At 64.1% G+C, this 23,383-nt stretch carries 21 protein-coding genes; 10 read left to right on the top strand and 11 right to left on the bottom strand.

Going from position 1 to position 23,383, the window contains the following annotated elements; translation table 11 throughout:
* Positions 1-35: 35 nt before the first annotated feature.
* Entirely contained in the window at positions 36-389 is a 354-nt protein-coding gene (locus NP552_RS13030) for an MGMT family protein (RefSeq protein ID WP_043862086.1), read from the bottom strand.
* A 143-nt stretch (positions 390-532) separates the two neighbouring features.
* On the opposite strand from NP552_RS13030, the gene NP552_RS13025 reads away from it, so the two are divergent.
* From NP552_RS13025 to groL, 5 genes are all read left to right on the top strand, one after another.
* Positions 533-1,540, top strand: coding sequence for a DUF481 domain-containing protein (locus tag NP552_RS13025; RefSeq protein WP_043862087.1), 1,008 nt, complete (start codon positions 533-535; stop codon positions 1,538-1,540).
* Between the two features lie 100 nt (positions 1,541-1,640).
* Positions 1,641-2,372 carry a HugZ family pyridoxamine 5'-phosphate oxidase gene (locus tag NP552_RS13020; RefSeq protein ID WP_274096798.1) on the top strand — a complete coding sequence of 244 codons (732 nt, stop codon included), beginning with the start codon at positions 1,641-1,643 and terminating at the stop codon, positions 2,370-2,372.
* 66 nt (positions 2,373-2,438) lie between these two features.
* Positions 2,439-2,897 (top strand): FxsA family protein, encoded by a 459-nt coding sequence (locus tag NP552_RS13015; protein WP_054914827.1) that lies wholly within the window; start codon positions 2,439-2,441, stop codon positions 2,895-2,897.
* A 261-nt stretch (positions 2,898-3,158) separates the two neighbouring features.
* Positions 3,159-3,452, top strand: coding sequence for a co-chaperone GroES (locus NP552_RS13010; RefSeq protein ID WP_009050540.1), 294 nt, complete (start codon positions 3,159-3,161; stop codon positions 3,450-3,452).
* Between the two features lie 46 nt (positions 3,453-3,498).
* Positions 3,499-5,148: a chaperonin GroEL gene (gene groL, locus NP552_RS13005; protein ID WP_274096797.1), complete on the top strand. Its 1,650-nt coding sequence runs from the start codon at positions 3,499-3,501 to the stop codon at positions 5,146-5,148.
* A gap of 87 nt (positions 5,149-5,235) precedes the next feature.
* Here groL and NP552_RS13000 read toward each other — a convergent pair whose 3' ends face one another.
* Positions 5,236-5,991 carry a phosphatase PAP2 family protein gene (locus tag NP552_RS13000; protein WP_078479532.1) on the bottom strand — a complete coding sequence of 252 codons (756 nt, stop codon included), beginning with the start codon at positions 5,989-5,991 and terminating at the stop codon, positions 5,236-5,238.
* A 180-nt stretch (positions 5,992-6,171) separates the two neighbouring features.
* Between NP552_RS13000 and colR the strand changes: the two genes are divergently transcribed.
* The 5 genes from colR (at position 6,172) to NP552_RS12975 (ending at position 9,866) form a co-directional block, all read left to right on the top strand.
* Positions 6,172-6,855, top strand: coding sequence for a two-component system response regulator ColR (gene colR / locus NP552_RS12995; RefSeq protein ID WP_043862092.1), 684 nt, complete (start codon positions 6,172-6,174; stop codon positions 6,853-6,855).
* Entirely contained in the window at positions 6,845-8,146 is a 1,302-nt protein-coding gene (locus tag NP552_RS12990; RefSeq protein ID WP_043862093.1) for a sensor histidine kinase, read from the top strand. The genes colR and NP552_RS12990 overlap by 11 nt, the downstream gene beginning before the upstream one ends.
* A gap of 97 nt (positions 8,147-8,243) precedes the next feature.
* Positions 8,244-8,924, top strand: coding sequence for a class I SAM-dependent methyltransferase (locus NP552_RS12985; protein WP_043862094.1), 681 nt, complete (start codon positions 8,244-8,246; stop codon positions 8,922-8,924).
* A gap of 4 nt (positions 8,925-8,928) precedes the next feature.
* Positions 8,929-9,642: a lipopolysaccharide kinase InaA family protein gene (locus NP552_RS12980; protein ID WP_043862095.1), complete on the top strand. Its 714-nt coding sequence runs from the start codon at positions 8,929-8,931 to the stop codon at positions 9,640-9,642.
* On the top strand, positions 9,639-9,866 hold the full coding sequence (locus NP552_RS12975; protein WP_043862096.1) for a hypothetical protein: 228 nt from the start codon (positions 9,639-9,641) through the stop codon (positions 9,864-9,866). The genes NP552_RS12980 and NP552_RS12975 overlap by 4 nt, the downstream gene beginning before the upstream one ends.
* An 86-nt stretch (positions 9,867-9,952) precedes the next feature.
* Here NP552_RS12975 and NP552_RS12970 read toward each other — a convergent pair whose 3' ends face one another.
* The 9 genes from NP552_RS12970 to NP552_RS12930 all read right to left on the bottom strand — a co-directional run bounded on the left by NP552_RS12970 (position 9,953) and on the right by NP552_RS12930 (position 23,321).
* Entirely contained in the window at positions 9,953-13,000 is a 3,048-nt protein-coding gene (locus NP552_RS12970; protein ID WP_054914825.1) for a multidrug efflux RND transporter permease subunit, read from the bottom strand.
* Between the two features lie 13 nt (positions 13,001-13,013).
* Positions 13,014-14,165 carry an efflux RND transporter periplasmic adaptor subunit gene (locus tag NP552_RS12965; protein WP_116052216.1) on the bottom strand — a complete coding sequence of 384 codons (1,152 nt, stop codon included), beginning with the start codon at positions 14,163-14,165 and terminating at the stop codon, positions 13,014-13,016.
* Between the two features lie 174 nt (positions 14,166-14,339).
* Positions 14,340-15,437 (bottom strand): DUF1513 domain-containing protein, encoded by a 1,098-nt coding sequence (locus NP552_RS12960; RefSeq protein ID WP_078479534.1) that lies wholly within the window; start codon positions 15,435-15,437, stop codon positions 14,340-14,342.
* A gap of 2 nt (positions 15,438-15,439) precedes the next feature.
* Complete coding sequence (locus tag NP552_RS12955) at positions 15,440-16,504, bottom strand: imelysin family protein (protein WP_043862100.1); 1,065 nt, start codon at positions 16,502-16,504, stop codon at positions 15,440-15,442.
* Positions 16,505-16,518: 14 nt separating this feature from the next.
* Positions 16,519-17,946: a di-heme oxidoreductase family protein gene (locus tag NP552_RS12950; RefSeq protein ID WP_210014205.1), complete on the bottom strand. Its 1,428-nt coding sequence runs from the start codon at positions 17,944-17,946 to the stop codon at positions 16,519-16,521.
* Between the two features lie 170 nt (positions 17,947-18,116).
* Positions 18,117-19,448 carry an imelysin family protein gene (locus NP552_RS12945; protein ID WP_043862102.1) on the bottom strand — a complete coding sequence of 444 codons (1,332 nt, stop codon included), beginning with the start codon at positions 19,446-19,448 and terminating at the stop codon, positions 18,117-18,119.
* 144 nt (positions 19,449-19,592) lie between these two features.
* Complete coding sequence (locus NP552_RS12940; protein ID WP_370409116.1) at positions 19,593-21,674, bottom strand: putative bifunctional diguanylate cyclase/phosphodiesterase; 2,082 nt, start codon at positions 21,672-21,674, stop codon at positions 19,593-19,595.
* Between the two features lie 264 nt (positions 21,675-21,938).
* Positions 21,939-22,535, bottom strand: a complete 597-nt coding sequence (locus tag NP552_RS12935) for a superoxide dismutase (RefSeq protein ID WP_054914821.1) — start codon at positions 22,533-22,535, stop codon at positions 21,939-21,941.
* A 186-nt stretch (positions 22,536-22,721) separates the two neighbouring features.
* The gene (locus NP552_RS12930) at positions 22,722-23,321 is read right to left on the bottom strand and encodes a LysE/ArgO family amino acid transporter (protein ID WP_043862105.1); all 600 of its coding nucleotides are present in this window, start codon (positions 23,319-23,321) and stop codon (positions 22,722-22,724) included.
* Positions 23,322-23,383: the final 62 nt, after the last annotated feature.

Raw genomic sequence — 23,383 nt, 5'->3', positions numbered from 1 at the left:
ATCTGCCTCAAGTTTGCGAAAACAAAGCGCGCACTCTAACCGCTGTGCTCCATCGGGCGCCAGCCATGGCGCAACATATCCACACGATTGTTCCGGACGGTCACCCCTTCGGCCCGCAGGCGGGCCCGCTGCTCATCCCCGGAGGGCGTGCCAAGGGCCAGGCTCAGGCGTCCGCCGGCGCCCAGCACGCGGTGCCAGGGCAGGCGAGTGTCGCTCGGCAACTGGCTGAGGGTGCGCCCCACCCAGCGCGCCGCGCGGCCCAGGCCGGCGATGGCCGCCAGTTCACCATAGCTGACCACCTTGCCTGGCGGCAGTTGGCCCAGCACCAGGTAGAGCGCCGTCCGTCGGTCTTCTGCGCGCTGCTGCGCGTCGGTCAAGGCCGCGCTCATCGGGGCGTTGCGGGGCAGTGAAGGGGGCAGGGCGCACAAATACGAATTGAACTCATCGGCATTGGCTGGGTCAGTCCTTGTTCTGCTGGCGGGTATCTGGATAATGCCCGATTTTTCTGCGAACCCGAGTTTCTGTACTGCCTATGTATTCTAGAGCCTTGTTGTGCCTTGTGATGACCGGTGTCTGCGCCCCTGCGGTGGCCGATACCGTATGGATGAAGAACGGCGACCGGCTCAGCGGCAAGATCAAGGTCTTCGACGGTGGCAAGCTGGTGCTGCAGACCGAATACGGTGGCTCCATCGCGCTGGACTGGAAGAAGGTCAAGACCCTGGAGAGCGACCAGGAACTGCTGGTCAAGCAGGACGCCTACACCGGCGAGAAGGCCAAGTCGCTGCAGGCCGGTGAAGACGGCCAGGTGATCCTGGCCAATGGCGAGGCGCCCAAGGCGGTTGAACTGGCCAGCATCCAGCAGATCATGAAGCCCAAGCCGCTGGTCGAAGACATGCTGTGGAAGGGCAACATCGACCTGGCACTGGACTACAAGCGCGCCGAAACCGACAGTGACGACTACGACGTCGACTTCAAGACCACTGCCCGTCACGGTCGCTGGCGGCATAACGCCGAGGGCGAGTACAACCGCGAGACCAAGAACGACACGACCACCACCAACAACTGGAGCGCCGAATACGCGCTGGACCGCTTCATTACCGAGCAGTGGTTCTGGCAGGGGCGTCTGAACTACAAGCGCGACCACATCGAAGACCTGACCCGCCAGCGCACGGTCGGTACCGGCCCGGGCTACCAGTTCTGGGACGACGAGCTGGGCGCGTTCTCGCTGGGTTCGCTGCTCAACCGCACCGACTACGAGTACAGCGACGGCGGCAAGGACAACTTCTATTCGCTGGGCGTGAAGTGGGACTACAACCGCTACCTGATCGGCAAGTCGGTCGAGCTGTTCACCAACGGCGAGGTTGGCAAGCCGCTGGGCGGCGTGGCGGACTACAGCCTGGATGCCGAGGTGGGCCTGCGCTACAAGGTCACCGAATGGGCATCGCTGAACCTGAAGGCCGAGAAGGACATCATCAGCGGCACCAGCGACAGCGACCTGGACAAGACGCGCTACACCGTCGGCTTCGGCGTGGCCTGGTAAACCGCTTTCGCATTCAGGGGCCGGCGCCTGCAGGCCCCTTGGCAATCGCCACTGATAATGATTAGCTTGTCGCGATCACACCTTTCCCAGGAGCACCCCCGTGAGCGCGAAGGCTGCAAGGCAGGCAAGAGAGCTGCTGCTCAAGGAGTACCGTGGCGTACTCTCGACCCATTCCAAATCGATGCCCGGCTTCCCCTTCGGTTCCGTGGTGCCGTATTGCCTGGACGCCGACGGTAACCCGCTGATCCTGATCAGTCGCATTGCCCAGCACACCCACAACCTGCAAAAAGACCCCAAGTGTTCGCTGCTGGTAGGCGAGCGCGATGCCGAGGACGTGCAGGCGGTGGGTCGTCTTACCGTGATGGCCGAGGCCCACAAGCTGGCCGACCCCGAGGCCATCGAGGCCGCCGCCGGGCGCTATTACCGCTACTTCCCCGAATCGAGCCAGTACCACAGCGCCCACGACTTCGACTTCTGGGGGCTCAGGCCGGTGCGCCATCGCTATATCGGCGGCTTCGGCGCGATTCACTGGCTGGACGACGTGACCCTGGCCAACCCGTTCGCCGGCAAGGCCGAGGTGAGCATGGTCGAGCACATGAACGACGACCATGCCAACGCCATCGCGCACTACGTTGAGCTCAGCGGCCTGCCTGCCAGCGCACCGGCCTCGCTGGTAGGGATCGATACCGAGGGCATGCACCTGCGCATCGGCCAGGGCCTGCACTGGCTGGCGTTTCCAAGGTCTTGCAATACACCGATACAAGTACGCGAAGCCCTGGTTTTGCTGGCCCGCGCCGAACAGTGGCCTGACCGCGAGGCGGTCGAGGGTTGAAATTGCAACGGCCAGCAACCATTTAAGGTCGTACCTGCAAGGACATCTTGCGTAGAGGAACCCTTGATGCGTGCTTTTCTACTGCTGTTTCTGCTTTTCCCGGTGCTCGAGCTGTATGTGTTTTTCAAGGTCAGCACCGCGATCGGATTTTTCCCGGCGCTGCTGCTGATCATCGCGGGCTCGGCCCTTGGTGTGCTGGTGGTGCGGGTCGCAGGCCTTGCCACCGCGCTGCGTGCGCGGGCGAGCCTGCAGCGCGGCGAATTGCCGGCCGAAGACATGTTCCACGGCCTGATGCTGGCCCTGGGTGGCGGTCTGCTGTTGCTCCCCGGCTTCATCAGCGACGTGATCGGCCTGATCGTGCTGTTGCCGTTCAGCCGCCGGTTGCTGGCCAACAAGCTGCGCCAGCGCGCCGAAGCCCAGGCCATGCGTCAGCGCGCCTTCGGCGACGACCCGTTCAATGCGCCGCCAGGTGCACCGCGTCAGCCCAATGTGATCGAAGGCGAATACGAAAAGCGTGACCCGTGACGCGAGCGCTCGCCCGCGTAGCATGAAACGGCCCTTCGGGGCCGTTTTTCATTTGGCGCGCCGGCCTGCAAAAATTTTCATCGGCAAGCCTTGTAATCGCCTTGGCCGACCTCATGTATGGGTCACCGCAAGGTTTCTGGGCATTTGCCCCAGACAATACATGCGTGGCCCGCCCCGCGGTCCACGATCGGCTACGCCGAAAGCATCAACACGCCGGTAACGATACCGGCCGATGAAAACCACTATCAGGAGAGATCGACAATGAAGCTTCGTCCTCTGCATGACCGCGTCGTCATCCGTCGCAGCGAAGAAGAATCGAAAACCGCTGGCGGTATCGTTCTGCCAGGCTCGGCCGCTGAAAAACCCAACCGTGGCGAAATCGTCGCCGTGGGTACCGGCCGCATCCTGGACAACGGCGAAGTGCGCGCGCTGGCCGTGAAAGTGGGTGACAAGGTGGTTTTCGGCCCGTACTCGGGCAGCAACACTGTGAAAGTTGACGGCGAAGACCTGCTGGTAATGGCTGAGAACGAGATTCTCGCCGTTATCGAAGGCTGATCCGCTGGTTTCCCGTTACTCCAAAGTATTCAAGGATTAAACGATCATGGCTGCTAAAGACGTAAAATTCGGCGATTCCGCCCGTAAGAAAATGCTGGTTGGCGTCAACGTTCTGGCTGACGCGGTAAAAGCGACCCTGGGCCCGAAAGGCCGCAACGTGGTTCTGGCCAAGAGCTTCGGCGCGCCAACCATCACCAAAGACGGTGTTTCGGTTGCCAAGGAAATCGAACTCAAGGACGCCTTCGAGAACATGGGCGCCCAACTGCTGAAAGACGTGGCCTCCAAGGCTAACGACGAAGCGGGCGACGGCACCACCACCGCTACCGTTCTGGCTCAGGCCATCGTCAGCGAAGGCCTCAAGGCCGTTGCTGCCGGCATGAACCCGATGGACCTCAAGCGCGGTATCGACAAGGCCACCATCGCCATCGTCAAAGAGCTGAAGAACCTGTCCAAGCCATGCGCCGATTCCAAGGCCATCGCTCAGGTCGGTACCATCTCGGCCAACTCCGACACCTCCATCGGTGAAATCATTGCCGAAGCCATGGAAAAAGTCGGTAAAGAAGGCGTGATCACCGTCGAAGAAGGCTCGGGCCTGGAAAACGAACTGTCGGTTGTAGAAGGCATGCAGTTCGACCGTGGCTACCTGTCCCCTTACTTCGTCAACAAGCCGGACACCATGGTTGCCGAGCTCGACGGCCCGCTGCTGCTGCTGGTCGACAAGAAGATCTCCAACATCCGCGAACTGCTGCCAGTACTGGAAGCCGTTGCCAAGGCCGGTCGTCCGCTGCTGATCGTGGCTGAAGACGTCGAAGGCGAAGCGCTGGCTACCCTGGTGGTCAACAACATGCGCGGCATCGTGAAAGTGGCTGCGGTCAAGGCACCTGGCTTCGGCGACCGCCGCAAGGCCATGCTGCAGGACATCGCCGTCCTGACCGGCGGTACCGTGATCTCCGAAGAAATCGGCCTGAGCCTGGAGTCGACCACCCTGGAGCACCTGGGCAACGCCAAGCGCGTGACCCTGTCCAAGGAAAACACCACCATCATCGACGGTGCTGGCGTTGAAGCCGACATCGAAGCACGCGTCAAGCAGATCCGTGCCCAGATCGAAGAGACTTCCTCGGACTACGACCGTGAAAAACTGCAAGAGCGTCTGGCCAAGCTGGCTGGCGGTGTTGCCGTGATCAAGGTCGGTGCCGGCACCGAAGTTGAAATGAAAGAGAAGAAAGCCCGCATTGAAGACGCCCTGCACGCTACCCGCGCAGCCGTCGAAGAAGGCGTGGTACCTGGCGGTGGCGTGGCGCTGGTTCGCTCGCTGCAGGCCATTGCCGAGCTCAAGGGCGACAACGAAGACCAGAACGTGGGTATCCAGTTGCTGCGTCGCGCCGTCGAGTCCCCACTGCGCCAGATCGTTGCCAACGCCGGCGACGAGCCAAGCGTGGTAGTCGACAAGGTCAAGCAAGGTTCGGGCAACTTCGGTTACAACGCTGCTACCGGCGAGTACGGCGACATGATCGAAATGGGCATCCTGGACCCTGCCAAGGTGACCCGTTCGGCTCTGCAGGCCGCGGCCTCGATCGGTGGTCTGATGATCACTACCGAAGCCATGGTTGCCGATGCGCCTGAAGACAAGGCTGCCGGTGGCATGCCTGACATGGGCGGCATGGGTGGCATGGGCGGCATGGGCGGCATGATGTAAGCCAGCCTTACCCGCTTGAAGAAGAGCCCCGCCTTGTGCGGGGCTTTTTTATGTCTGGCAGAAACCCTTCGCCAGCAAAGCTGGCTCCTACAGACGTTCAGCGAATCCTGTAGGTGCCAGCCTGGCTGGCGAAGCGGCCAGTGACGGCTTGCGATACAACACCAGCCAGTAGCACCCCAACCCGATCAGCCAGCAGAACACCGCTGTCCACACATTGTGCGAAAAGAAGTGGGCGCCCTGCAGCATCCTGCCCACCGAAAACACCACCCCCAGGCCAAAGGCGAACACCAGCGCAGCCTTGGCCAGGCGTGGCTTGCGATCACGCAGGACAAAAAACAGCGCAAACAGGGTAAACCCCGTGGCCGCATGCCCGCCCGGCCAGCAGCGCCCTGGCTTGTCGGTGGCGGGGCGGGCCTCTAACAGCTTGCTGTAGGTTTCCTGGCCGCCGAATTCGCTCAGGCTCCAGGGGCACTGCACCGCCGTCGCGGCCTTGAGCGGCGTCACGAAGCCGGTCGACAGGCCCATCGCCAGCACCAGGCAACCCAGTTCCCGGCGCCAGCTCTTGAGGGGCTGCAGCACAAAGCTGGCGGCAAAGCCGACGATGGCCAGCACCGCGAACAGGATCACCAGCTCCTTGGCGCGGTCATGCAGGATGTCTTCGAGAAAATAGCTGTGACGACCGATGAACTGGCCCGCCTGCGGGTCGAACGCGAGGTTGGCCAGGGCCATGTCCAGGTCGGTCAGCTCCAGCAGGATCAGGCACACGGCGGTCAGCAGCGGAATGCCCAGGGCAATCCACAGGTTCAGCGGGCGGGACGCGGGCAAAGGGGGAGTGGCAGGCATGGCAGGGTCCAGGCAGGCAATGGAAACTGCCGATTGTGTGCCGGCGCGCCTACGCTATGTGTGAAGCTGGGGTGAAAAAAATGTCAGTTGCGATTAAATCCATGCGGCGCTGGCGGGGCCTGGGCGATGGCCTTAAGCTGCGCCTGCCAAGCAGGCAAACGAGGACGGGGAGAGGTACCGATGCGAATTCTACTGGTTGAAGACAACCGCGATATCCTGGCCAACCTGGCCGATTACCTGGGCCTCAAGGGCTACACCGTCGACTGCGCCCAGGACGGCCTGTCGGGCCTGCACCTGGCTGCCACCGAGCACTACGACCTGATCGTGCTCGACATCATGCTGCCCGGCATCGACGGCTACACGCTGTGCAAGCGCCTGCGCGAGGATGCCCGGCGCGATACCCCGGTGATCATGCTGACCGCCCGCGACCAGCTCGACGACCGCCTGCAGGGCTTTCGCTCCGGCGCCGACGACTACCTGCTCAAGCCGTTCGCCCTGTCGGAACTGGCCGCGCGCATCGAAGCGGTGCTGCGCCGGGCCCAGGGCGGTGGCCGGCGCAGCCTGAACGTCGGCGACCTGAGCTACGACCTCGACACTCTGGAGGTCACCCGCCAGGGCAAGTTCCTCAAGCTCAACCCGGTCGGCCTCAAGCTGCTTGCAGTGCTGATGCAGAAGAGCCCCCACGTGCTGCGCCGCGAGGTACTGGAAGAAGCCCTGTGGGGCGACGACTGCCCCGACAGCGACAGCCTGCGCAGCCACGTCCACCAGTTGCGCCAGGTGATCGACAAGCCATTCGACAAGCCCCTGCTGCATACCGTGCACGGTGTTGGCTATCGACTGGCCGAGGGTCGTGATGGAGTTTAAGCAAAGCCTTGCCCAGCGCATCATCATCGCCTTCGCGCTGATGAGCGCGCTGGTGGCCGGGGCCTTCGCCTTCGGCATCGTGGCCACCGTGCACCTGGTGGAGGAGCGCCTGATCTCCTCGGTACTGGGGGGCGACCTCAAGCGCATGCTGCTGATGGACAGCGTATCGGAGTGGAGCCACCGTCCGCGGCCCGACCAGTTGTTCTACTACAGTGGCGGGCGCGACGACTTCGACCTGCCCAAGGACCTGCGCCACCTCACCCCGGGGTTTCACGAAGTGTTTCGCGAGCACCTGTCGTACCACGCCATGGTCGAGGTGGTGGACGGGCGGCACTACGTGCTGCTGCAGGACCAGAGCGATTTCGAAGAACGCGAGCGCGTGCTGTTCGCCGTGGTGGTGGTGGGCTTCGTGCTCAGCCTGGCACTGGCGGTATTCCTCGGCTGGGTGCTGGCACGGCGGGTGATGGCCCCGGTGATCCGGCTGGCGCGCCAGGTGCGCCACCGCGACCAGTTGCTGGGCCTGGCGCCGCCCCTGGCGCCGGACTACGCGGCCGACGAAGTGGGGCAACTGGCGGTGGCCTTCGACGCCACCCTGGGGCGCCTGCGCGATGCACTGACCCGCGAGCGGCTGTTCACCAGCGATGTCAGCCATGAACTGCGCACGCCCCTGATGGTGCTGGCCAGCTCGTGCGAGCTGCTGCTGGAGAACCCGGCCATCGACAATCGCGCCCGCGCCCAGGTCGAACGCATTTCGCGGGCCACCGAAGAAATGCGCGAGCTGGTGCAGACCTTCCTCATGCTCGCCCGCGCCCAGCGCGACGAGGGTGCCGTCGCTTCGCGGGCAAGCCTGCGCGAGGTGGGCAACGAACTGATCGGCGTCTGGCGCGACACCATCGAGCAGAAGGGGCTGACCCTCACCTACCACGACACCGGCGCGCTGCCGACCCTGTACAACGCCACGTTCCTGCAATCGGTGATGGGCAACCTGCTGCGCAATGCGGCGCACTACACCGACCAGGGGTACATCCGCCTCACCCTGGAGCCCGATGGCTTCACCGTCGAGGACAGCGGCGTGGGAATTCCCGAGGAGCATCGCGAGGCCATGTTTCAGCCGTTCGTGCGCGGCGGCGAAAAACGCGGGGAAGGGCTCGGGCTGGGCCTGTCTCTGGTGCAGCGGATCTGCGAGGACCAGGGCTGGAGCGTCAGCCTGAGCGCCGCCGAACCCCATGGTTGCCGGTTCCATGTGAAATTGGGCACGGCTGGGTCGCAGGCCTCCGGAAACACCTTGTAACTTAGCGACGCAACCTGACATTTTTTTCACGTTCGCATGACCTGACGCCAACGTCGCCCTGCTTAAGGTAGGCGGCATTGGAGTCAGGAGATGCACCATGCGCAGTCCCATCAAGCTCAAGTTTTCCGAAAAGTACGACGAGCAGCACGCTCAACAGTACCTGCACAAGCACCAGGACGGCATTGCCCGCCGCTTGTCCCACCAGCGTGACGAGCAATTGGCCCGGCGTGCCCTGGCGCTGGCCGGCGAGCCTGGCCTGGTGCTGGACCTGCCCAGCGGTGCCGGCCGTTTCTGGCCGCTGCTGGCCGAAAAGGCCAACCGCGTGATCATCGGCGCCGACAATTCCGCCGCCATGCTGCAGATCGCCTGCGGGTCGCAACCGGCAGAAGTGGTCAAACGGGTACGGCCCTTGCAGACATCAGCCTTCGCCATCGATCTGCCGGACAACGCGGTAGACAGCATTTTCTGCATGCGGCTGTTCCACCACATTGGCGAAGCGGCCCATCGCAAGGCGATTCTTTCGGAGTTTCAACGGGTTAGCCGCGACAGCGTGATCATCTCGTTGTGGGTGGACGGCAACATCAAGGCCTGGCGGCGTAAGCGCCTGGAAGCACGCCGTAACAACGGGCAGGCCGATGGCAGTTACCAGAACCGTTTTGTGTTACCAGCTGCTACGGTTGAACAGGAGTTCGAGGCCGCAGGTTTCCGTATTCAGGAACGAATGGACTTTTTGCCGTTCTATGCGATGTGGCGAGTTTACGTATTGCGCAAGGGGTGAAGGAATGGCTGTGGAAGGAACGGGCGGTACGGCGGTCTCGGATCAATTCGATTACTTCTGGCAGCGCCAGGGCGAATGGGTGGAGGCACCCAACCAGCGGCGTGGCGGCGAAAGCGGCGTGCAGCGCCTGAGCGACGAGACGGGCCATCTGCTGTATGCCAAGCGCCAGGTCGGGCATATCTACCGCAGCCTGCTGCACCCCTTCGGTCGCCCCACGGTATTGCGTGAGTTCGCTGCCCTGAGCAGTTTCGAGCAGTTGGGCGTGCGGGTGCCGCATATCGTCTATTGCGGCGTGGAGCGCGATGCCCAGCACCAGTGGCGGGCGCTGCTGGTCAGCGAGGCGCTGGATGGTTTCGAGGAGATCGACCTGTGGTACGCCGGCGGCGGGCGCGAGCAGCACGGCGAGGCGCTGCACGACCGGGTGCTCGAGGACCTGGCCGGCAACCTGGCGCGCATGCACCGCGGGCACTGGCAGCATGGCTGCCTGTACAGCAAGCATATTTTCGTGAAGGTGACCGGCGAGGGCGCGGATGCGCGTGCCGAGGTCGCCTTGCTGGACCTGGAGAAGTGCCGCCGGCGCATCAGCTGCCAGCGTGCGGCCGCCAATGACCTGAAGCAACTGCGCCGCCATTCGTCGTGGAACGATGCGGACTGGAAGAAGTTGCTCTACTTTTACGAAGTGGCGTTTGGCAGCGCTGTCAAAGGTTTAGAGCAATGAAACTAGAAATAGCACGAGGTTTGTTTCTGCTTGTGGCGTTGGCGGTGGCTTCGGTGGCTTTCGCCGCGTGGGAGGAGCCGCGTCCGCAGGTGCTCAGTTCCATCGACCTGGGCGCGCAGTGTCCGCTGCCGCGGACGGCCAAGCCGGTCGTCACGGCGCAACCGGACCATGACCTGCTGTTGTTCCTGTTCGGCATGAGCCGGGGGCTGCGCTCCAACGGGTGATGAAATGTATCGACCCATCGCGGGTCAAGCCCGCTCCCACAGGGTTGCAGTGATCCTTGCGGGAGCGGGCTTGACCCGCGATGCGTTCAACTCGATTCCAGCGCCGTACTCGGCATTTCCTTCCTGGCCAGCAACGTATACACGCACGGCAACACGAACAACGTGAACAGCGTGCCCACCGACATCCCGGTGGCGATCACCATGCCGATGTCGAACCGACTCACCGCCCCGGCGCCCGTCGCCAGTATCAGCGGCACCATGCCGAATACCATCGCCGCCGTGGTCATCAGCACCGGCCGCAGGCGTATCGCTGCCGCTTCCTCTACGGCATCCCGCGCAGTCAGCCCCTTGTGCAGGCGCAACTGGTTGGCGAACTCGACGATCAGGATGCCGTGCTTGCTGATCAGCCCGATCAGCGTCACCAGCCCCACCTGGGTGTAGATGTTCATGCTCGACCACCCCAGAAACAGCGGGATCAATGCTCCACAGATCGACAGGGGCACCGTCACCAGGATCACCAGCGGGTCGCGGAAACTCTCGAACTGCGCCGCCAGCACCAGAAAGATGATCGCCAGTGCCAGGCCGAAGGTCACCCACAGCGCACTGCCTTCCTGCACGAACTGACGTGCCTGCCCGCTGTAGTCGAAGGCGAAGCCTGCCGGTGCCTCCTGCTGGGCGATGCTGCGCACCGTCTCCAGGGCCTCGCCCATGCTCACCAGCGGGAAGCCCTGGATGATCGCCGAGTTCAGCTGCTGGAACTGGTTGAGCTGGCGCGGCCGCGCGCGGTCGCTGACGCTGATCAGGGTCGACAGGGGCAGCATCCGGCCCTGCTCGTTCTTCACGTAGTAGTTGTTCAGCCAGCCGGGGTTGTCGCGGTAGGCCTGCTCGACCTGGGCGATCACCTTGTAGCTGCGCCCCTCGATGGTGAAGCGGTTGATCTCGGCCTCGCCCAGCAGCGTGGCCAGGGTGCCGCCCAGGGCATCCATCGACACCCCCATCTGCGCCGCCTTGGCCCGGTCGATATCCACCACCACCTCCGGCTTGTCGAATGCCAGGTCGATGTCCAGGAAGGCGAACTTGCCCGAGGCCTGGGCGCGGTCCTTGACCCGCTGCGCCACTTCCAGCAACGACACGTAGTCATTCGGCGTGTTGATCACGAAGGCAAATGGCAGGCCTTCGCCGGTGCCCGGCAGGGAGGGCAGGTTGAAGCCGAAGATCTGCAGGCCGCTGATGGTCGCCAGCTTGGCCTGCACCTCGGGCAGCAACTCCATCTGGGTGCGGCTGCGCTGGTTCCACGGCTTGAGCAGAAAGCCGCCGATGCCCGATTGCACGCCGTTGAAGCCGTTGATCTGGAACGAGGAGTAGTACTCGGGGAATGACTTGAAGATCGTGATGAACTCGTCGGTGTAGGCGTTCAGGTAATCGAGGTTGGCCGGTTGCGGGGCGGTGGCCATCATGAAGATGATGCCCTGGTCTTCGTCCGGGGCCAGCTCGTTCTTGCTGAACATCAGAAACACCGGGATCAGGCACAGCACGATCAGGGCGAACACGATCACCACCGGCCGGGTCTCGAGGGTGCCGTGCAAAAGCGTCTGGTAGCGGCGCTTGAGCCGCTCGAACAGTTGGTCGAGACGATGGGCCAGGCCGCTGGGGTTCTGCTCCGGGCGCAGCAGCAGGGCACACATCATCGGCGACAGGGTCAGCGCGACGATGCCGGAAATCACCACGGCCCCGGCCAGGGTCAGGGCGAACTCCTTGAACAGGGCCCCGGTGAGGCCCTCCAGGAAACCGATGGGGGCGTACACCGCCGCCAGGGTGATGGTCATCGAGACCACCGGCATGGCGATCTCCCGGGCGCCTTCCAGCGCGGCGTCGAACGGCGTCTTGCCCTCCTCGATATGGCGGTGGATGTTCTCCACCACCACGATCGCATCGTCCACCACCAGGCCGATGGCCAGCACCATCGCCAGCAGCGTCAACAGGTTCAGCGAGTAGCCCATCAATTGCATGAAGAACAGCACGCCGATCATCGACAGCGGGATGGTGATCACCGGGATCAGCACCGAGCGCAGCGCGCCGAGAAACAGGAACACCACCACGATCACGATCAGCACCGCCTCGACCAGGGTCTTGACCACCTCGTCGATGGAGGCCTGGATGAACAGCGTGGCGTCATAGGCGATGGAGGCCTTGAGGTTGGGCGGCAACTGCGCTTCCAGCTCCGGCATCAGCTTGCGCACCTCCTTGATCACGTCCAGCGGGTTGGCGGCCGGGGTGGCCTTGATGCCGATGTACACCGACGGCGTGCCGTCGAACGAGCTGACCGTGTCGTAGTTCTCCGCGCCCATCTCCACCCGTGCCACATCGCCCAGCAGCACGCGGCTGTCGCCCTTGGTCTTGAGCGGGATGGCGGCGAAGGCTTCGGCCGACTTGAGTTCGGTGGTGGCGTTGATGCTGGTGACCACGTACTGGCCCTTGACCTCGCCGGCGGCGGACAGGAAGTTGTAGCGGCGCACCGCGGCAGTCACATCGCCGGCGCTCAGGCCGTAGCCGGCCAGCTTCACCGGGTCGATCCACAGGCGCATGGCGAACACCTGGTTGCCGAGAATCTCGGCTTCGGCCATGCCGGGCAGGGTAGCGAGCTTGGGCTGGATCACCCGCGACAGGTAGTCGGTGATCTGCGGGTTGCTCAGCTCCTTGCTGTAGAAGCTGATGTACATCAGCGCCGAGGCATCGGCGGCTTCCTTGCTCAGCACCGGGTCCTCGGCGTCCTGGGGCAGCTTGTTCTTGACCTCGTTGGCCTTGGCCAGCAGCTCGGTGAACAGCCGGTCGCTGTCGGAGCCGATGCGCGCGTAGATCGAAATCACCGAAAAATTCTGCCGGCTCACCGAGGTCATGTAGTCGATGCCTTCGGCACTGGCCAGGCTCTGCTGCAGGGGCTGGGTGATGTAGCCCTGGATGGTTTCGGCGTTGGCCCCTGGGTAGGCGGTGGTCACCGTGATCAGGGCGTTTTCCATCTGCGGGTACTGGCGGATCGGCAGCTTGCTCCAGGCCTGGAACCCCAGCAGCACGATCAGCAGGCTGACCACGCTGGCCAGCACCGGGCGACGGATGAACGGGTCGGTAAAGGCCATGGCGGTTCCTTGGTCAGTCGGCGCCGGGCTGGCTGGTCGGTTCTGCTTGCAGGGTCTTGTCGGCGCTCAGGGTGACGGCAGCGCCCTGGGTCAGCTTCAACTGGCCGGCGGTGACCACCGTTTCGCCGGGCGTGAGGCCCTTGGCGATCACCACCAGGCCGTCGCGGCGCTCGCCGGTCTCGACGAAGCGCCGCTCGGCGATCAGTTGCGGCTGGCCATCGGCCGTGGTCTGCACCTTGCCGTCTTCGGACTTTTGCGGCACGGCGACATACACCGAGTTGCCATAGAGGGTGTAGGTGACGGCGCTCTGCGGCACCACCACCGCGTTGTGCGGGTTGGGCAGCAACACCTGCAGGCTGGCGAACATGCCCGGCAGCAACGTGCCGTCGGGGTTGGCCAGGGTGGCGCGCACCTGCAGGTTGCGGGTGGTGTCGTCGACCTTGGGGTTGATCGCGCTGAGGGTGGCGGTGAAGCTGCGGTGCGGGTAGGCGGCCACCGAGACCAGCGCCTGCTGGCCGAGGCTGAGGTTGGGCAGCGCCTGTTCCGGCACGAAGAAGTCGACATACAGGCTGCTCAGGTCCTGCAGGGTGGCGATCACCGTGCCGCTGGCCAGGTAGCTGCCCAGGTCGACCTGGCGGATACCGATGGTGCCGGTGAACGGCGCGTTGATGCTCTTTTTCGCCAGGGATGCCTTGAGTTGCGCCACTACCGCCTGGTTGCGCAGCAGTTGGGCGCGCAGGCGGTCGAATTCGCCCTTGGAGATGGCCTGGCTGCCGACCAGCTGGCTGCCTCGCTGATAATCCACCTGGGCCAGCCCGAGGTCGGCCTGGGCGGTGCCGAGCAGGGCAGTCTCGACGTCGCTGTCCAGCTGCAGCAGCAGTTGCCCGGCCTTGACCTGCTGGCCGGATTCGAAGTGCAGGGCCTTGACCGTGCCGGCGATCTCCAGGCTCAGGTCCACCCCTTGCAGGGCCTTGAGGCTGCCCACGGCGGGCAGGCGGCTTTGCCAGGGCTGCTCGCGCGCCTCGGCGGCGGCGACGCTGACCGGCGGCTTGGGCGCGGAGAACTGCTGGATCTGGCGGTAGATGGACAAGCCCTTGTAGCCGCCGAGGGCCAGCACCAGCAGCAGGACGATACCCAGCATGATGAGCATGCGACGGCGCAGCATGGACCAGCTCCCTGGAAGCGTTGTTGCGCAAGTCTAGTCGGTCGCGGCGCAGGGGGCGGTGTGCTGGTTCGGTATATTTTATGTTGTCTGTACCGACGTCATCGCGGGTCAAGCCCGCTCCCACAAGGTTCCAGGTGTTCCCTGTGGGAGCGGGCTTGACCCGCGATTGCTATATCAGATCAGGTGCAGATGGTTGTCCCACAACCCCGAAGGCAGTTGCAGCGGTTGCCCCACCAGCGCTGCCTTGCGGCAGTCGTACAGCCGGCAACGCCCTTGCCCGGAGGTCACCACAAAACCATCGGCCACTGCGCCCACGCCCGCGCAGTCCGGCATCGGCGCATCCAGCTTCACCTCGGCGCTGTCCAGGTCCCAGATGAACAGGCGGTTGGCCCGTGGCGCGGTCATCGCCACCAGTCGCAGCTCGCTGTGCACCGCCACGCTGGCGGTGTACTGGGCCATGGACTGCAACTGGCGCTCCGGCACCGGGAAGGCCACGAACGGCTGCCCCGGACGCTTGATCGCCAGCAATTCGGCGGTTTCTTCCGAGCCGCCCATGAACTGCTGGCACGCCAGCACGGTGCCGTCGTCGGCAATCGCCAGGTGGCGCACGCTGTTCATCTGCTGGCTCAGGGTTTCCTTGCTCAGCAGGGTGCCGTCGCGCTGCATCAGCACCAGGCTGGGCTGCATCGCATCCAGGTTCATCTCCACCCGGCTCTCGGCTTCGGTGCGGATCCCGCCATTGGCCACCACCAGGGTCTCGCCGTCAGGCAGCCACGACACCTGGTGCGGGCCGATACCGTGGGTCGGGATTTCCGAATGATGGGCCAGGCGTTCGCCTTCGAAGCGGTACACACCCAGCACGCCACGGCCCGGGTCGGTGGTGTCGTTCTCGGTGGCGTACAGCCATTCGCCGCCCTTGTGGATCACCGCGTGGCCATAGAAGTGCCGGTTAGGCTGCGAGGCCAGGGTCTGCAGCAGGCGCCCGTCGCGCAGGTCGATCAGGTAGCTCTCGGTGCCGGGGCGGCGCGCCACGAACAGCGCGATCGGCCGCTCGGGGTGGTTGATGATGTCGTGGCAGCGCAGGCCGACCTGGGTGGCGAACACCTGGGTGCCGTCCAGGCGATAGCCCACGGCATAGTGCTTGCCGTCGGCATCGTCACGGGCCGACAGCAGCAGCGGCTGCTGGCCCTTGCTGCGCCACAGGGTCCAGCCACCCAGGGTCAGGGCGCTGAGCAGCACGCTACCGAGTTTGAGGGCCTGGCGTCGCAACATGATCAGTCACCGTCGTTGGCATTGAAGCCCAGCTGGATGTTCAGCGCCTTGGCCAGTTCACCTTCATGCAGGCGGTGAACCACGTTCAGGCTGTCGTAGAAGGCGTTCAGTTGCTCGCGGCCAGCATCGTCCTGAAGCATTTCGCCCAGAGGCCGATCGATTGCCTTCAGTTGCTTGAGGGCATCAGCATAGGCCGCGTCGATCTTGTCGGCCAGGGCCTTCTGGTCCTTGCCCAGCAGGCCGCGCAGGCCCTGGTTGTCGACCCCGACCCATACGGTCTGGGCGGCGATCAGGCTGGCTTCCAGGCTCTTGAGCGAGGAGTGGCTGCGCCAGGCTTCAGCCTGCAGCGGCTGCGGGATGCCCTTGCTCAGGCGACCCATCGGCGTGCCGAGCTTCTTCTTCAAGGTGTCCAGCGCGGTGACCTGGGCGCGCAGCAGGTCGGCGATCGCCTCATGGGAGTCGGCGTAGCGCTGGTTGGGGAACTTGGTCATCTGCGCCAGCATGCCGTCGGTGCTGTTCCAGCCCTTGAGGATCTCTTCGGCGAGGTTCTTCTGGTGTTCGCCGATGGCCACCAGCAGCGGGCAATAACGGGCCTTCTGTTCGGCGGTGGCGACGTCCGGCTTGCTGTCGAACAGGATGTACTCGTAGGCCGACAGGCCGCGCACCACGACGCTGGACTTGGCCACGGTCTCGGCATCCACCGGCTTGTCGCCGTTGACCAGTTGCTCGACCTGACGGCCCACCAGGTTCTTCTTGTCGGGCCAGAACTGCACCTGCCAGGCGCGGTTGCCCTCGGCCAGCGGGCCGATCAGCAGCGGTTGCAACTCGGCCCAGGCTTTTTGTGCGTGCAGGAAGTCGGCGCGTGCGGTGGCCAGGTCGGCCTTGCCTTCGCAGAAGGCCAGGGCGCTGACGGCCAGCTGGCGGTCGGCTTCGACCCAGCGGCTGTAGGTCGGCAGGATCACCTGCTTGGCGATCGCGGCAGAGGTCACGGCCTGCGGGTCCTGCGGCGAGCAGGCGCCCAGGGCGATGGCGGCGAGGCTGGTGAACAACAGCTTGGGACGGAACATGTCCGGCTCCTTCTCTAGAGTGAGTTCAGGAACGCCAGCAACGCGTCGCGTTGCTCGGCATTGAAGGTCAAGACGTGCTGGCGCGCAGGCTCGGCTTCGCCGCCGTGCCAGAGCACGGCCTCGAGCAGGTTGCGGGCGCGCCCGTCATGCAGAAACTGGGTATGGCCACTGACGGTCTGGTTCAGGCCGATGCCCCACAGCGGCGCGGTGCGCCAGTCCTGGCCACCGGCGGCGAATTCGCTGCGGTTGTCGGCCAGCCCCGGGCCCATGTCGTGCAGCAACAGGTCGCTGTAGGGGCGGATGGTCTGGTTGGCCAGCTCCGGCTCGGCGGCATTGGCCGAGGTGGTGAATGTGGGGGTGTGGCAGCCCTGGCAGCCGGCCTGGAAGAACAGGTTCTTGCCAGCCAGCACCTGGGGCGAATCGACGTCCTTGCGTACCGGCACCGCCAGGTTGCGGGTGTAGAACAGCACCAGGCGCAGGATATTGTCGCTGACCTCCTGCTCGCCATCGGCGCCGTTGCCATTGGGCTGGGCCAGGCAATCGAGCTGCGCCGGGGTGCAGTCGTCGCGCGGCACCAGGCTGCTGGTCAGGCCCATGTCGCTGGAGAACGCATGGGCGTTCTGCTGGTTGAGGTTGGGTTGCCCGGCCTTCCAGCCGAAGCGGCCAAGTACCTGCTTGCCCTGGGCGTCGTCCCATACCAGGTTGGGCCGGCCACGAATGCCGGTGCCGTTGCGCCCCTCGGGGTCGGCGTTGGCCAGGATGGCCTCATCAGGGATGGCCTCGAGCAGGCCCAGGCCGATCATCGGCGGCGCGACGCGTGCCGAGAAGCGTGTGTCGGGGTGCATCGGGCCGTAGCCAAGCTGGGTGATCTGCAGCTGCGGCTTGCGCAGTTCGACCTGGGTGCCGTCCTTGAAGGTGACGTTCACCGGGGTGTAGCTGACCCGCACCTTGCCCTCGGGGGCCACGCCGGGCACGGCCATGTCCTGCAACTGCCCGCCATAGACCGGCTCGGGCACGATGCCCAGTTGCTCGATCACCTTGGCGTATTCGGGCTGGTCGGGGATCGACAGGCGCACCAGCATCGATACCGCGTTTTTGGCGCCCTCTGCGGGCGGGTGCCCGCGCCCGTCGCGAATATGGCAGTTCTGGCAGGCGTTGGTGTTGAACAGCGGGCCCAGGCCATCGCGTGCGGTGGTGGTGGACGGGGCGATCACCCACGGGCTGCGGAAGAAGCTGTTGCCCACGCTGAAGTCCAGGCGCTGGCTCGGGGTGAGGTTGGCCGAGGGCATGGAGTAGGCGTTGCGGTCGCGCTTGTTCACGGTGGTGCTGCCACCGGCACGCGCCTCGCCAGGTTCGGCCTTGGTGAAACGCGGGGCGTCGTCACAGGCGCTCAGGGCCAGGGCCAATAGCAGGGGAAGGGCGCGGTGAAGCGGAGCGGGCATCGAGAATCCTGAATGGCTAGCGTAAAACCGGCGTGCAAGCTTAGCAGGCGCGGGGGATATGAATAAGAGGGATTTGCGTTTGCTGGATGAAATCTGCTTCAGCTTCCAGCGAAGAGGTCCCACAAAAAAAAGGCGACCCGAAGGCCGCCTCTGTTTCAGCACGCTACCACTCAGAACTCGTGGTCAGCGGTGTCCGGGTTCAGGTCGGTGATGCCCAGTTTGCCCGCAGCCTGTTCGATGGCACCGGTCTGCTTGACCAGCGCGGCGATGGCGTCACGCACGATCTGGTTGCCCGCAGCGTTGTCGGCAGCGATCAACTGGTCGTAGTGCTCACCCTTGAGGGCGTGGTCGACCATCACCTGGATCTTCGCCTCGGTGGCTTCCAGATCGGCCTTCAGGGTGTTGTCGGTGGCCGGATCGACCTTGGCCACCAGCGACGACAGGCTCGGGCCGCTCAGCTTGGTGCCGTCGGTGCGGGTGTACTCGCCCAGGTAGACGTTGCGGATACCCTTGGCGTCGTAGAAGTGCGAGTAGTGGGTGTTGTCGCTGAAGCAGTCCTGCTCGTCCTCAGGCGAGTTGGCTTCCAGCGAGACCTTCATGCGCTCGCCCGCCAGTTCGCCCAGCGACAGGCTGCCCATGCCGAACAGCATCTTGCGCAGGCCGTTGGCGACAGGTTCTGCCTCCAGGGTGGCGCGATAGTTGTCGGCCACTGCCGGCTTCCAGTTGCCGACCATTTCTTCCAGGTCGTTGACCAGCAGCTGGGTCACGGCCTTGAGGTAGGCACGACGACGCTCGTTGTGACCGCCGGTGGCGCCTTCGCCTTGCAGGTAGTCCGAGGCAGGGCGGTTGCCGGCGCCCGGGCCGGTGCCGTTGAGGTCCTGGCCCCACAGCAGGAATTCGATGGCGTGGTAGCCGGTGGCGACGTTGGCTTCCGAACCGCCCAGCTCGTTCAGGCTGGCCAGCTTCTCGGGGGTCAGGTCCTTGACGTCGACCTTGTCTTCGCCCACCTGGATCTCGGTGTTGGCGATGATGTTGGCGGTGGCGGCCGGGTTGCCCAGGGCGTGTTCATAGCTCTTGTCGACGTAGTCGATCAGGCCTTCGTCCAGCGGCCAGGCGTTCACCTGACCTTCCCAGTCGTCGATGATGGTGTTGCCGAAGCGGAACACTTCGCTCTGCAGGTACGGTACACGGGCGGCTACCCAGGCAGTCCTGGCGGCGGCCAGGGTGTCGGCGTCGGGCTTGGCAAGGAAGGCATCGACTGCGGTCTGCAGGGTCTTGGCGGTGCTCAGCGAGTCGCTGTACACGGCATACACCATCTCGGCGTAGTGCTTGACCACCGCCTGGGCGGCGGCTTCGTCGACGGCCCCGGACGCCTGGGTGGTGCTGGCGGCAGCAGGTGCGGCGGCCTGTGGTGCGGCGGCCTTGTCCTTGTCATCGCCGCAGCCGGCGAGGGAGATGGCAATGGCCAGCAGACTGGCGGTGGCCAGAGGCATACGAATCATGGGCTATTCCTGCGTCGAGAGGTTGAACAGGCGTGCAGCCGCACGCAAAGGTGCAACATAATGCGAAAGATATGCATTTTCTGTAAAGAGGTTGCCACGTAAAAATTCAAATGCTGTTCACGCTGCCCTTGGCGGCAGCGTCACTCACAGAATCGATACCTGGTTGCGTTGCGCTGCTTTGAGGAAGGCGGTCAGCTCGCGTGCTGGCAGCGGCTTGCTGTAGTGGTAGCCCTGACCTTCATGACAGCCCTGGGCAATGATGTAGGCTTCCTGCTCGGCGGTTTCCACGCCCTCGGCGATCACCTGCATGCCCAGGCTCTTGCCCAGCTGGATTATCGCGCGAACGATGGTGGCGTCGTCGTCATCGTCGAGCAGGTCCTGCACGAAGCTCTTGTCGATCTTGATCTTGTCCAGCGGCAGCGACTTGAGGTAGCTGAGCGAGGAGTAGCCGGTGCCGAAGTCGTCGATCGCAATCAGCGCGCCGGAGCGGCGCAGGCTCAGCAGGTGCTGGGCGGCAGTGCTGATGTCTTCCATCAGGCCGGTCTCGGTCACTTCCAGTTCCAGGCTGCGCGGCGGCAGGCGGTAGATCTGCAGCAGGTTGTTGACCACCCGGGGCAGCTCGCTGTGGTGCAGCTGCACGGTCGACAGGTTGACTGCCATGCGCAGGTCGCTGAAGCCCTGGTCGTGCCATTCGCGCAGTTGCCGGCAGGCCTGGTCGAGCACCCATTCGCCGATCACGATGATGTTGCCGTTCTGTTCGGCCAGCGGTATGAACTGATCGGGCGGAACCATGCCCAGCTCCGGGTGCTGCCAGCGCAGCAGCGCCTCGACGCCCACCACGCGGTGGTCGCGGTAGCTGATCTGCGGTTGGTAAACCAGGTACAGCTGATTGCGCGGCAGGGCTTCGCGCAGGTCCTTTTCCAGCTCGCGGCGCCGGCGCATCTCGCTGTCGACGCTGGCGATGTAGAACTGATAGCGGTTGCGCGAACGGCTCTTGGCCAGGGTCATGGTCTGTTCGGCCTTTTGCAGCAGCTTCTCGGTGCTGTCGCCGTCTTCGGGGAACAGGGTGATGCCGATGGTGGCGCGCAGGCGGATCTCCTGATGGTCCAGGGCGAACGGCGCTTCCAGGTCATCGAGAATGCTCTGGGCCAGCTCGGCGGCCTCGTAGGGTTGTTCGATGTCGGCCTGCACCAGCGCGAACTGGTCGCCGCCCAGGCGGGCGAGGGCACCCAGGCGACCGCTGTGGGCACGCAGGCGGTCGGCCAGGGCCAGCAGCAACTGGTCGCCAGCCTGGTAGCTGAATTGTTCGTTGATGCCCTTGAAGTCGTCCAGGCCTACGCACAGCACCGCAACCCGGCGCTGCAGGCGCCCGGCATCGACCAGGATCTTGTCCAGTTGCTGTTGCAGTTGCTGGCGGTTGGGCAGGCCGGTGAGAAAGTCGTACTGGGCCATGCGCAGCAGGCTGTTCTCGGCCTCGTGGCGCAGGTGGGTGTTGCGTTCGATGGACGCCAGCAGTTGGTTGGCGGTGTTCACCCACAGGCCCAGTTCGTTCTTCTCGTGGCCCTTGAGCAGCGGCAGCTGATGCTGGCTGGGGCGGTCGGGGTTGATCTGGGTGAGGTTCTCGATGAGCTTGGACAGTGGCTTGGTCAGCAGCCAGTGGTAGACCAGGTACAGCACCAGCCCCATGGCCAGGGCGCGGAGCACGCCGGCAATGAAGATGATCACCGAATTGACCACGAAGCCCTGGCCGTAGGCGCCGGTATCGAGGGTGATGCTCAGGTCGCCGTAGTATTCGCTGTAGGGCGCGCGGCCGACGAGCTGGGTGGTGTAGGTGCGTTCCTGGCCGAGGATCAGGTCGGTGAGCCAGCGGGTCGGCAGTTCCTGCAGAGGGCGCGACTTTTCTGCCAGCATGGTTTCGTTGGGGTGGCCGATGGAGGCCATGCGCACGGACTCATCCTGGAACAGCCCCTCGATGACCTGCATGCCCATTTCGCGGTCCAGGCTGTATACGGCCTGGGTGGAAGGGTCGCGGAACATGTCGAGGATTCGCTGGGCGTCGTTGGCGACAGCCTGGCGGGTCTTGTAGGCATCGAAGACGATCTGCGCACAGCTGAGTACCACGCCCACGGCCAGTGCCGAGAGCAGGACCACTCTGAGCAACTTGACCGACAAGCTGTTTTTGAGTTCCAGCTTCAATGGGGTTTCCTTAATCCATGCGCATGGCATCATTTTGCCATCATCTGTGGCAATCCACTATCGGCCGTTGGCAGGATTCATGATCCAGCGGTCACTGTATCGGTTGCCCGGCCTTGCGACTTGAGCGATGTACGACAAGTTTCCCAACGATTGATGTTAGCGCGGTATGGGGGGGCAGCAAGAGAGGGTGTTGGTGAAATTGGTTAAAAAAGGTTGGTGGGTGGGGTTTTGCTCTTTGCCGCTTTTTCGGCATAAAAAAACCCGGCCTGAGCCGGGTTTTTTCAGAAGCAGCACTTATGCAGTGAAGGTCTTGCCTTCGAACTGCTCAGCCACGAACTTCCAGTTGACCAGGTTCCAGAACGCCTCGACATACTTCGGACGCACGTTACGGTAGTCGATGTAGTAGGCATGCTCCCACACGTCGCAGGTCAGCAGCGGGGTGTCACCGCTGGTCAGCGGGTTGCCGGCACCGATGGTGCTGGCCAGCGCCAGGGAGCCGTCAGCTTTCTTGACCAGCCAGCCCCAACCGGAACCGAAGGTGCCAACCGACGTCTTGGTGAACTCTTCCTTGAACTTGTCGAACGAACCGAACGCGGCGTTGATGGCTTCAGCCAGCGAACCGGTAGGCTGGCCACCAGCGTTTGGCGCCAGGCAGTTCCAGTAGAAGGTGTGGTTCCAGACCTGAGCGGCGTTGTTGAAGATACCGCCCGAAGAAGTCTTGACGATCTCTTCCAGGGTCTTGCCTTCGAACTCGGTGCCTGGCACCAGGTTGTTCAGGTTCACGACGTAGGTGTTGTGGTGCTTGTCGTGGTGGTATTCCAGGGTTTCCTTGGAAATGTGCGGCTGCAGGGCATCGTGTGCGTAAGGCAGCGGCGGCAATTCAAAAGCCATGGTGATTCTCCTAATCAGGTCTGTTGCGGTGAGCGCAAGGCCGATCACGGGCGGCCGGAATGCATCGGCGAGTTTTTACTCTTTGCGACGCAGATTCGGGATCATAGCACCGGGCCCTGACCTAAACCACGCAACAAGTGTATGGAATAGAGGTTCCAGAGCCTTTGCCGACACCTGACGAACGGGTCAGCCCAGCGCCAGTTGCAACGCCACCGCAAACATCATCACCGCCACCATCAGGTCCAGCAGGCGCCAGGTGCCAGGCCGGGCCAGCCACGGCGCCAACCAGGCCGCACCCAGCGCCAGGGTGAAGAACCACAGCAGCGAGGCACTGGCCGCACCCGCCACGTAGGCACCCGGCACGCTTTGCTGCGCACCCAGCGAGCCGATCAGCAACACGGTATCCAGGTACACGTGGGGGTTGAGCAGGGTCACCGCCAGGGCGCTGAGCAACACCGCGCGACGCGAACGCTGACCCAGGCCCTCGCCCTGCTCCAGGCTCTGGCTGGAGCAGGCGCGGATCAGCGCCTTGCTGCCATACCACAGCAGAAACACCACCCCACCCCAGCGCGCGACCGCCAGCAGGGTCGGGTTCTGCGCCAGCACCGTGGCCAGACCGAACACGCCAAGCGCCACCAGCACCGCATCACAGAACACGCACAGTGCCGCCACCGGCAGGTGGTGCTCACGGCGCAGGCTCTGCGCCAGCACGAAGGCGTTCTGGGTGCCGATGGCCATGATCAGCCCGAAGGCGACCAGCAGGCCGTTGAGGTAGCTTTGCCACATGGGAGGTGCTCCGCGAAGCAGCCACACGGGCTGCCGAAAATACAGGGGGGATCGCTGGCTAT

This window comes from Pseudomonas sp. 8209 (genome assembly GCF_028682105.1).
GTDB lineage: Bacteria > Pseudomonadota > Gammaproteobacteria > Pseudomonadales > Pseudomonadaceae > Aquipseudomonas > Aquipseudomonas palmensis.
Note: the sequence above shows the minus strand (reverse complement) of the source record. Positions and strands in the feature narration are given on the sequence as shown.

Coding starts and splice junctions, on each gene's coding strand:
- NP552_RS13030 (WP_043862086.1), bottom strand. CDS start 389: ATGAGCGCGGCCTTGACCGACGCGCAGCAGCGCGCAGAAGACCGACGG.
- NP552_RS13025 (WP_043862087.1), top strand. CDS start 533: ATGTATTCTAGAGCCTTGTTGTGCCTTGTGATGACCGGTGTCTGCGCC.
- NP552_RS13015 (WP_054914827.1), top strand. CDS start 2,439: ATGCGTGCTTTTCTACTGCTGTTTCTGCTTTTCCCGGTGCTCGAGCTG.
- NP552_RS13010 (WP_009050540.1), top strand. CDS start 3,159: ATGAAGCTTCGTCCTCTGCATGACCGCGTCGTCATCCGTCGCAGCGAA.
- groL (WP_274096797.1), top strand. CDS start 3,499: ATGGCTGCTAAAGACGTAAAATTCGGCGATTCCGCCCGTAAGAAAATG.
- NP552_RS13000 (WP_078479532.1), bottom strand. CDS start 5,991: ATGCCTGCCACTCCCCCTTTGCCCGCGTCCCGCCCGCTGAACCTGTGG.
- colR (WP_043862092.1), top strand. CDS start 6,172: ATGCGAATTCTACTGGTTGAAGACAACCGCGATATCCTGGCCAACCTG.
- NP552_RS12990 (WP_043862093.1), top strand. CDS start 6,845: ATGGAGTTTAAGCAAAGCCTTGCCCAGCGCATCATCATCGCCTTCGCG.
- NP552_RS12985 (WP_043862094.1), top strand. CDS start 8,244: ATGCGCAGTCCCATCAAGCTCAAGTTTTCCGAAAAGTACGACGAGCAG.
- NP552_RS12980 (WP_043862095.1), top strand. CDS start 8,929: ATGGCTGTGGAAGGAACGGGCGGTACGGCGGTCTCGGATCAATTCGAT.
- NP552_RS12975 (WP_043862096.1), top strand. CDS start 9,639: ATGAAACTAGAAATAGCACGAGGTTTGTTTCTGCTTGTGGCGTTGGCG.
- NP552_RS12970 (WP_054914825.1), bottom strand. CDS start 13,000: ATGGCCTTTACCGACCCGTTCATCCGTCGCCCGGTGCTGGCCAGCGTG.
- NP552_RS12965 (WP_116052216.1), bottom strand. CDS start 14,165: ATGCTGCGCCGTCGCATGCTCATCATGCTGGGTATCGTCCTGCTGCTG.
- NP552_RS12960 (WP_078479534.1), bottom strand. CDS start 15,437: ATGTTGCGACGCCAGGCCCTCAAACTCGGTAGCGTGCTGCTCAGCGCC.
- NP552_RS12955 (WP_043862100.1), bottom strand. CDS start 16,504: ATGTTCCGTCCCAAGCTGTTGTTCACCAGCCTCGCCGCCATCGCCCTG.
- NP552_RS12950 (WP_210014205.1), bottom strand. CDS start 17,946: ATGCCCGCTCCGCTTCACCGCGCCCTTCCCCTGCTATTGGCCCTGGCC.
- NP552_RS12945 (WP_043862102.1), bottom strand. CDS start 19,448: ATGATTCGTATGCCTCTGGCCACCGCCAGTCTGCTGGCCATTGCCATC.
- NP552_RS12940 (WP_370409116.1), bottom strand. CDS start 21,674: ATGCCATGCGCATGGATTAAGGAAACCCCATTGAAGCTGGAACTCAAA.
- NP552_RS12935 (WP_054914821.1), bottom strand. CDS start 22,535: ATGGCTTTTGAATTGCCGCCGCTGCCTTACGCACACGATGCCCTGCAG.
- NP552_RS12930 (WP_043862105.1), bottom strand. CDS start 23,321: ATGTGGCAAAGCTACCTCAACGGCCTGCTGGTCGCCTTCGGGCTGATC.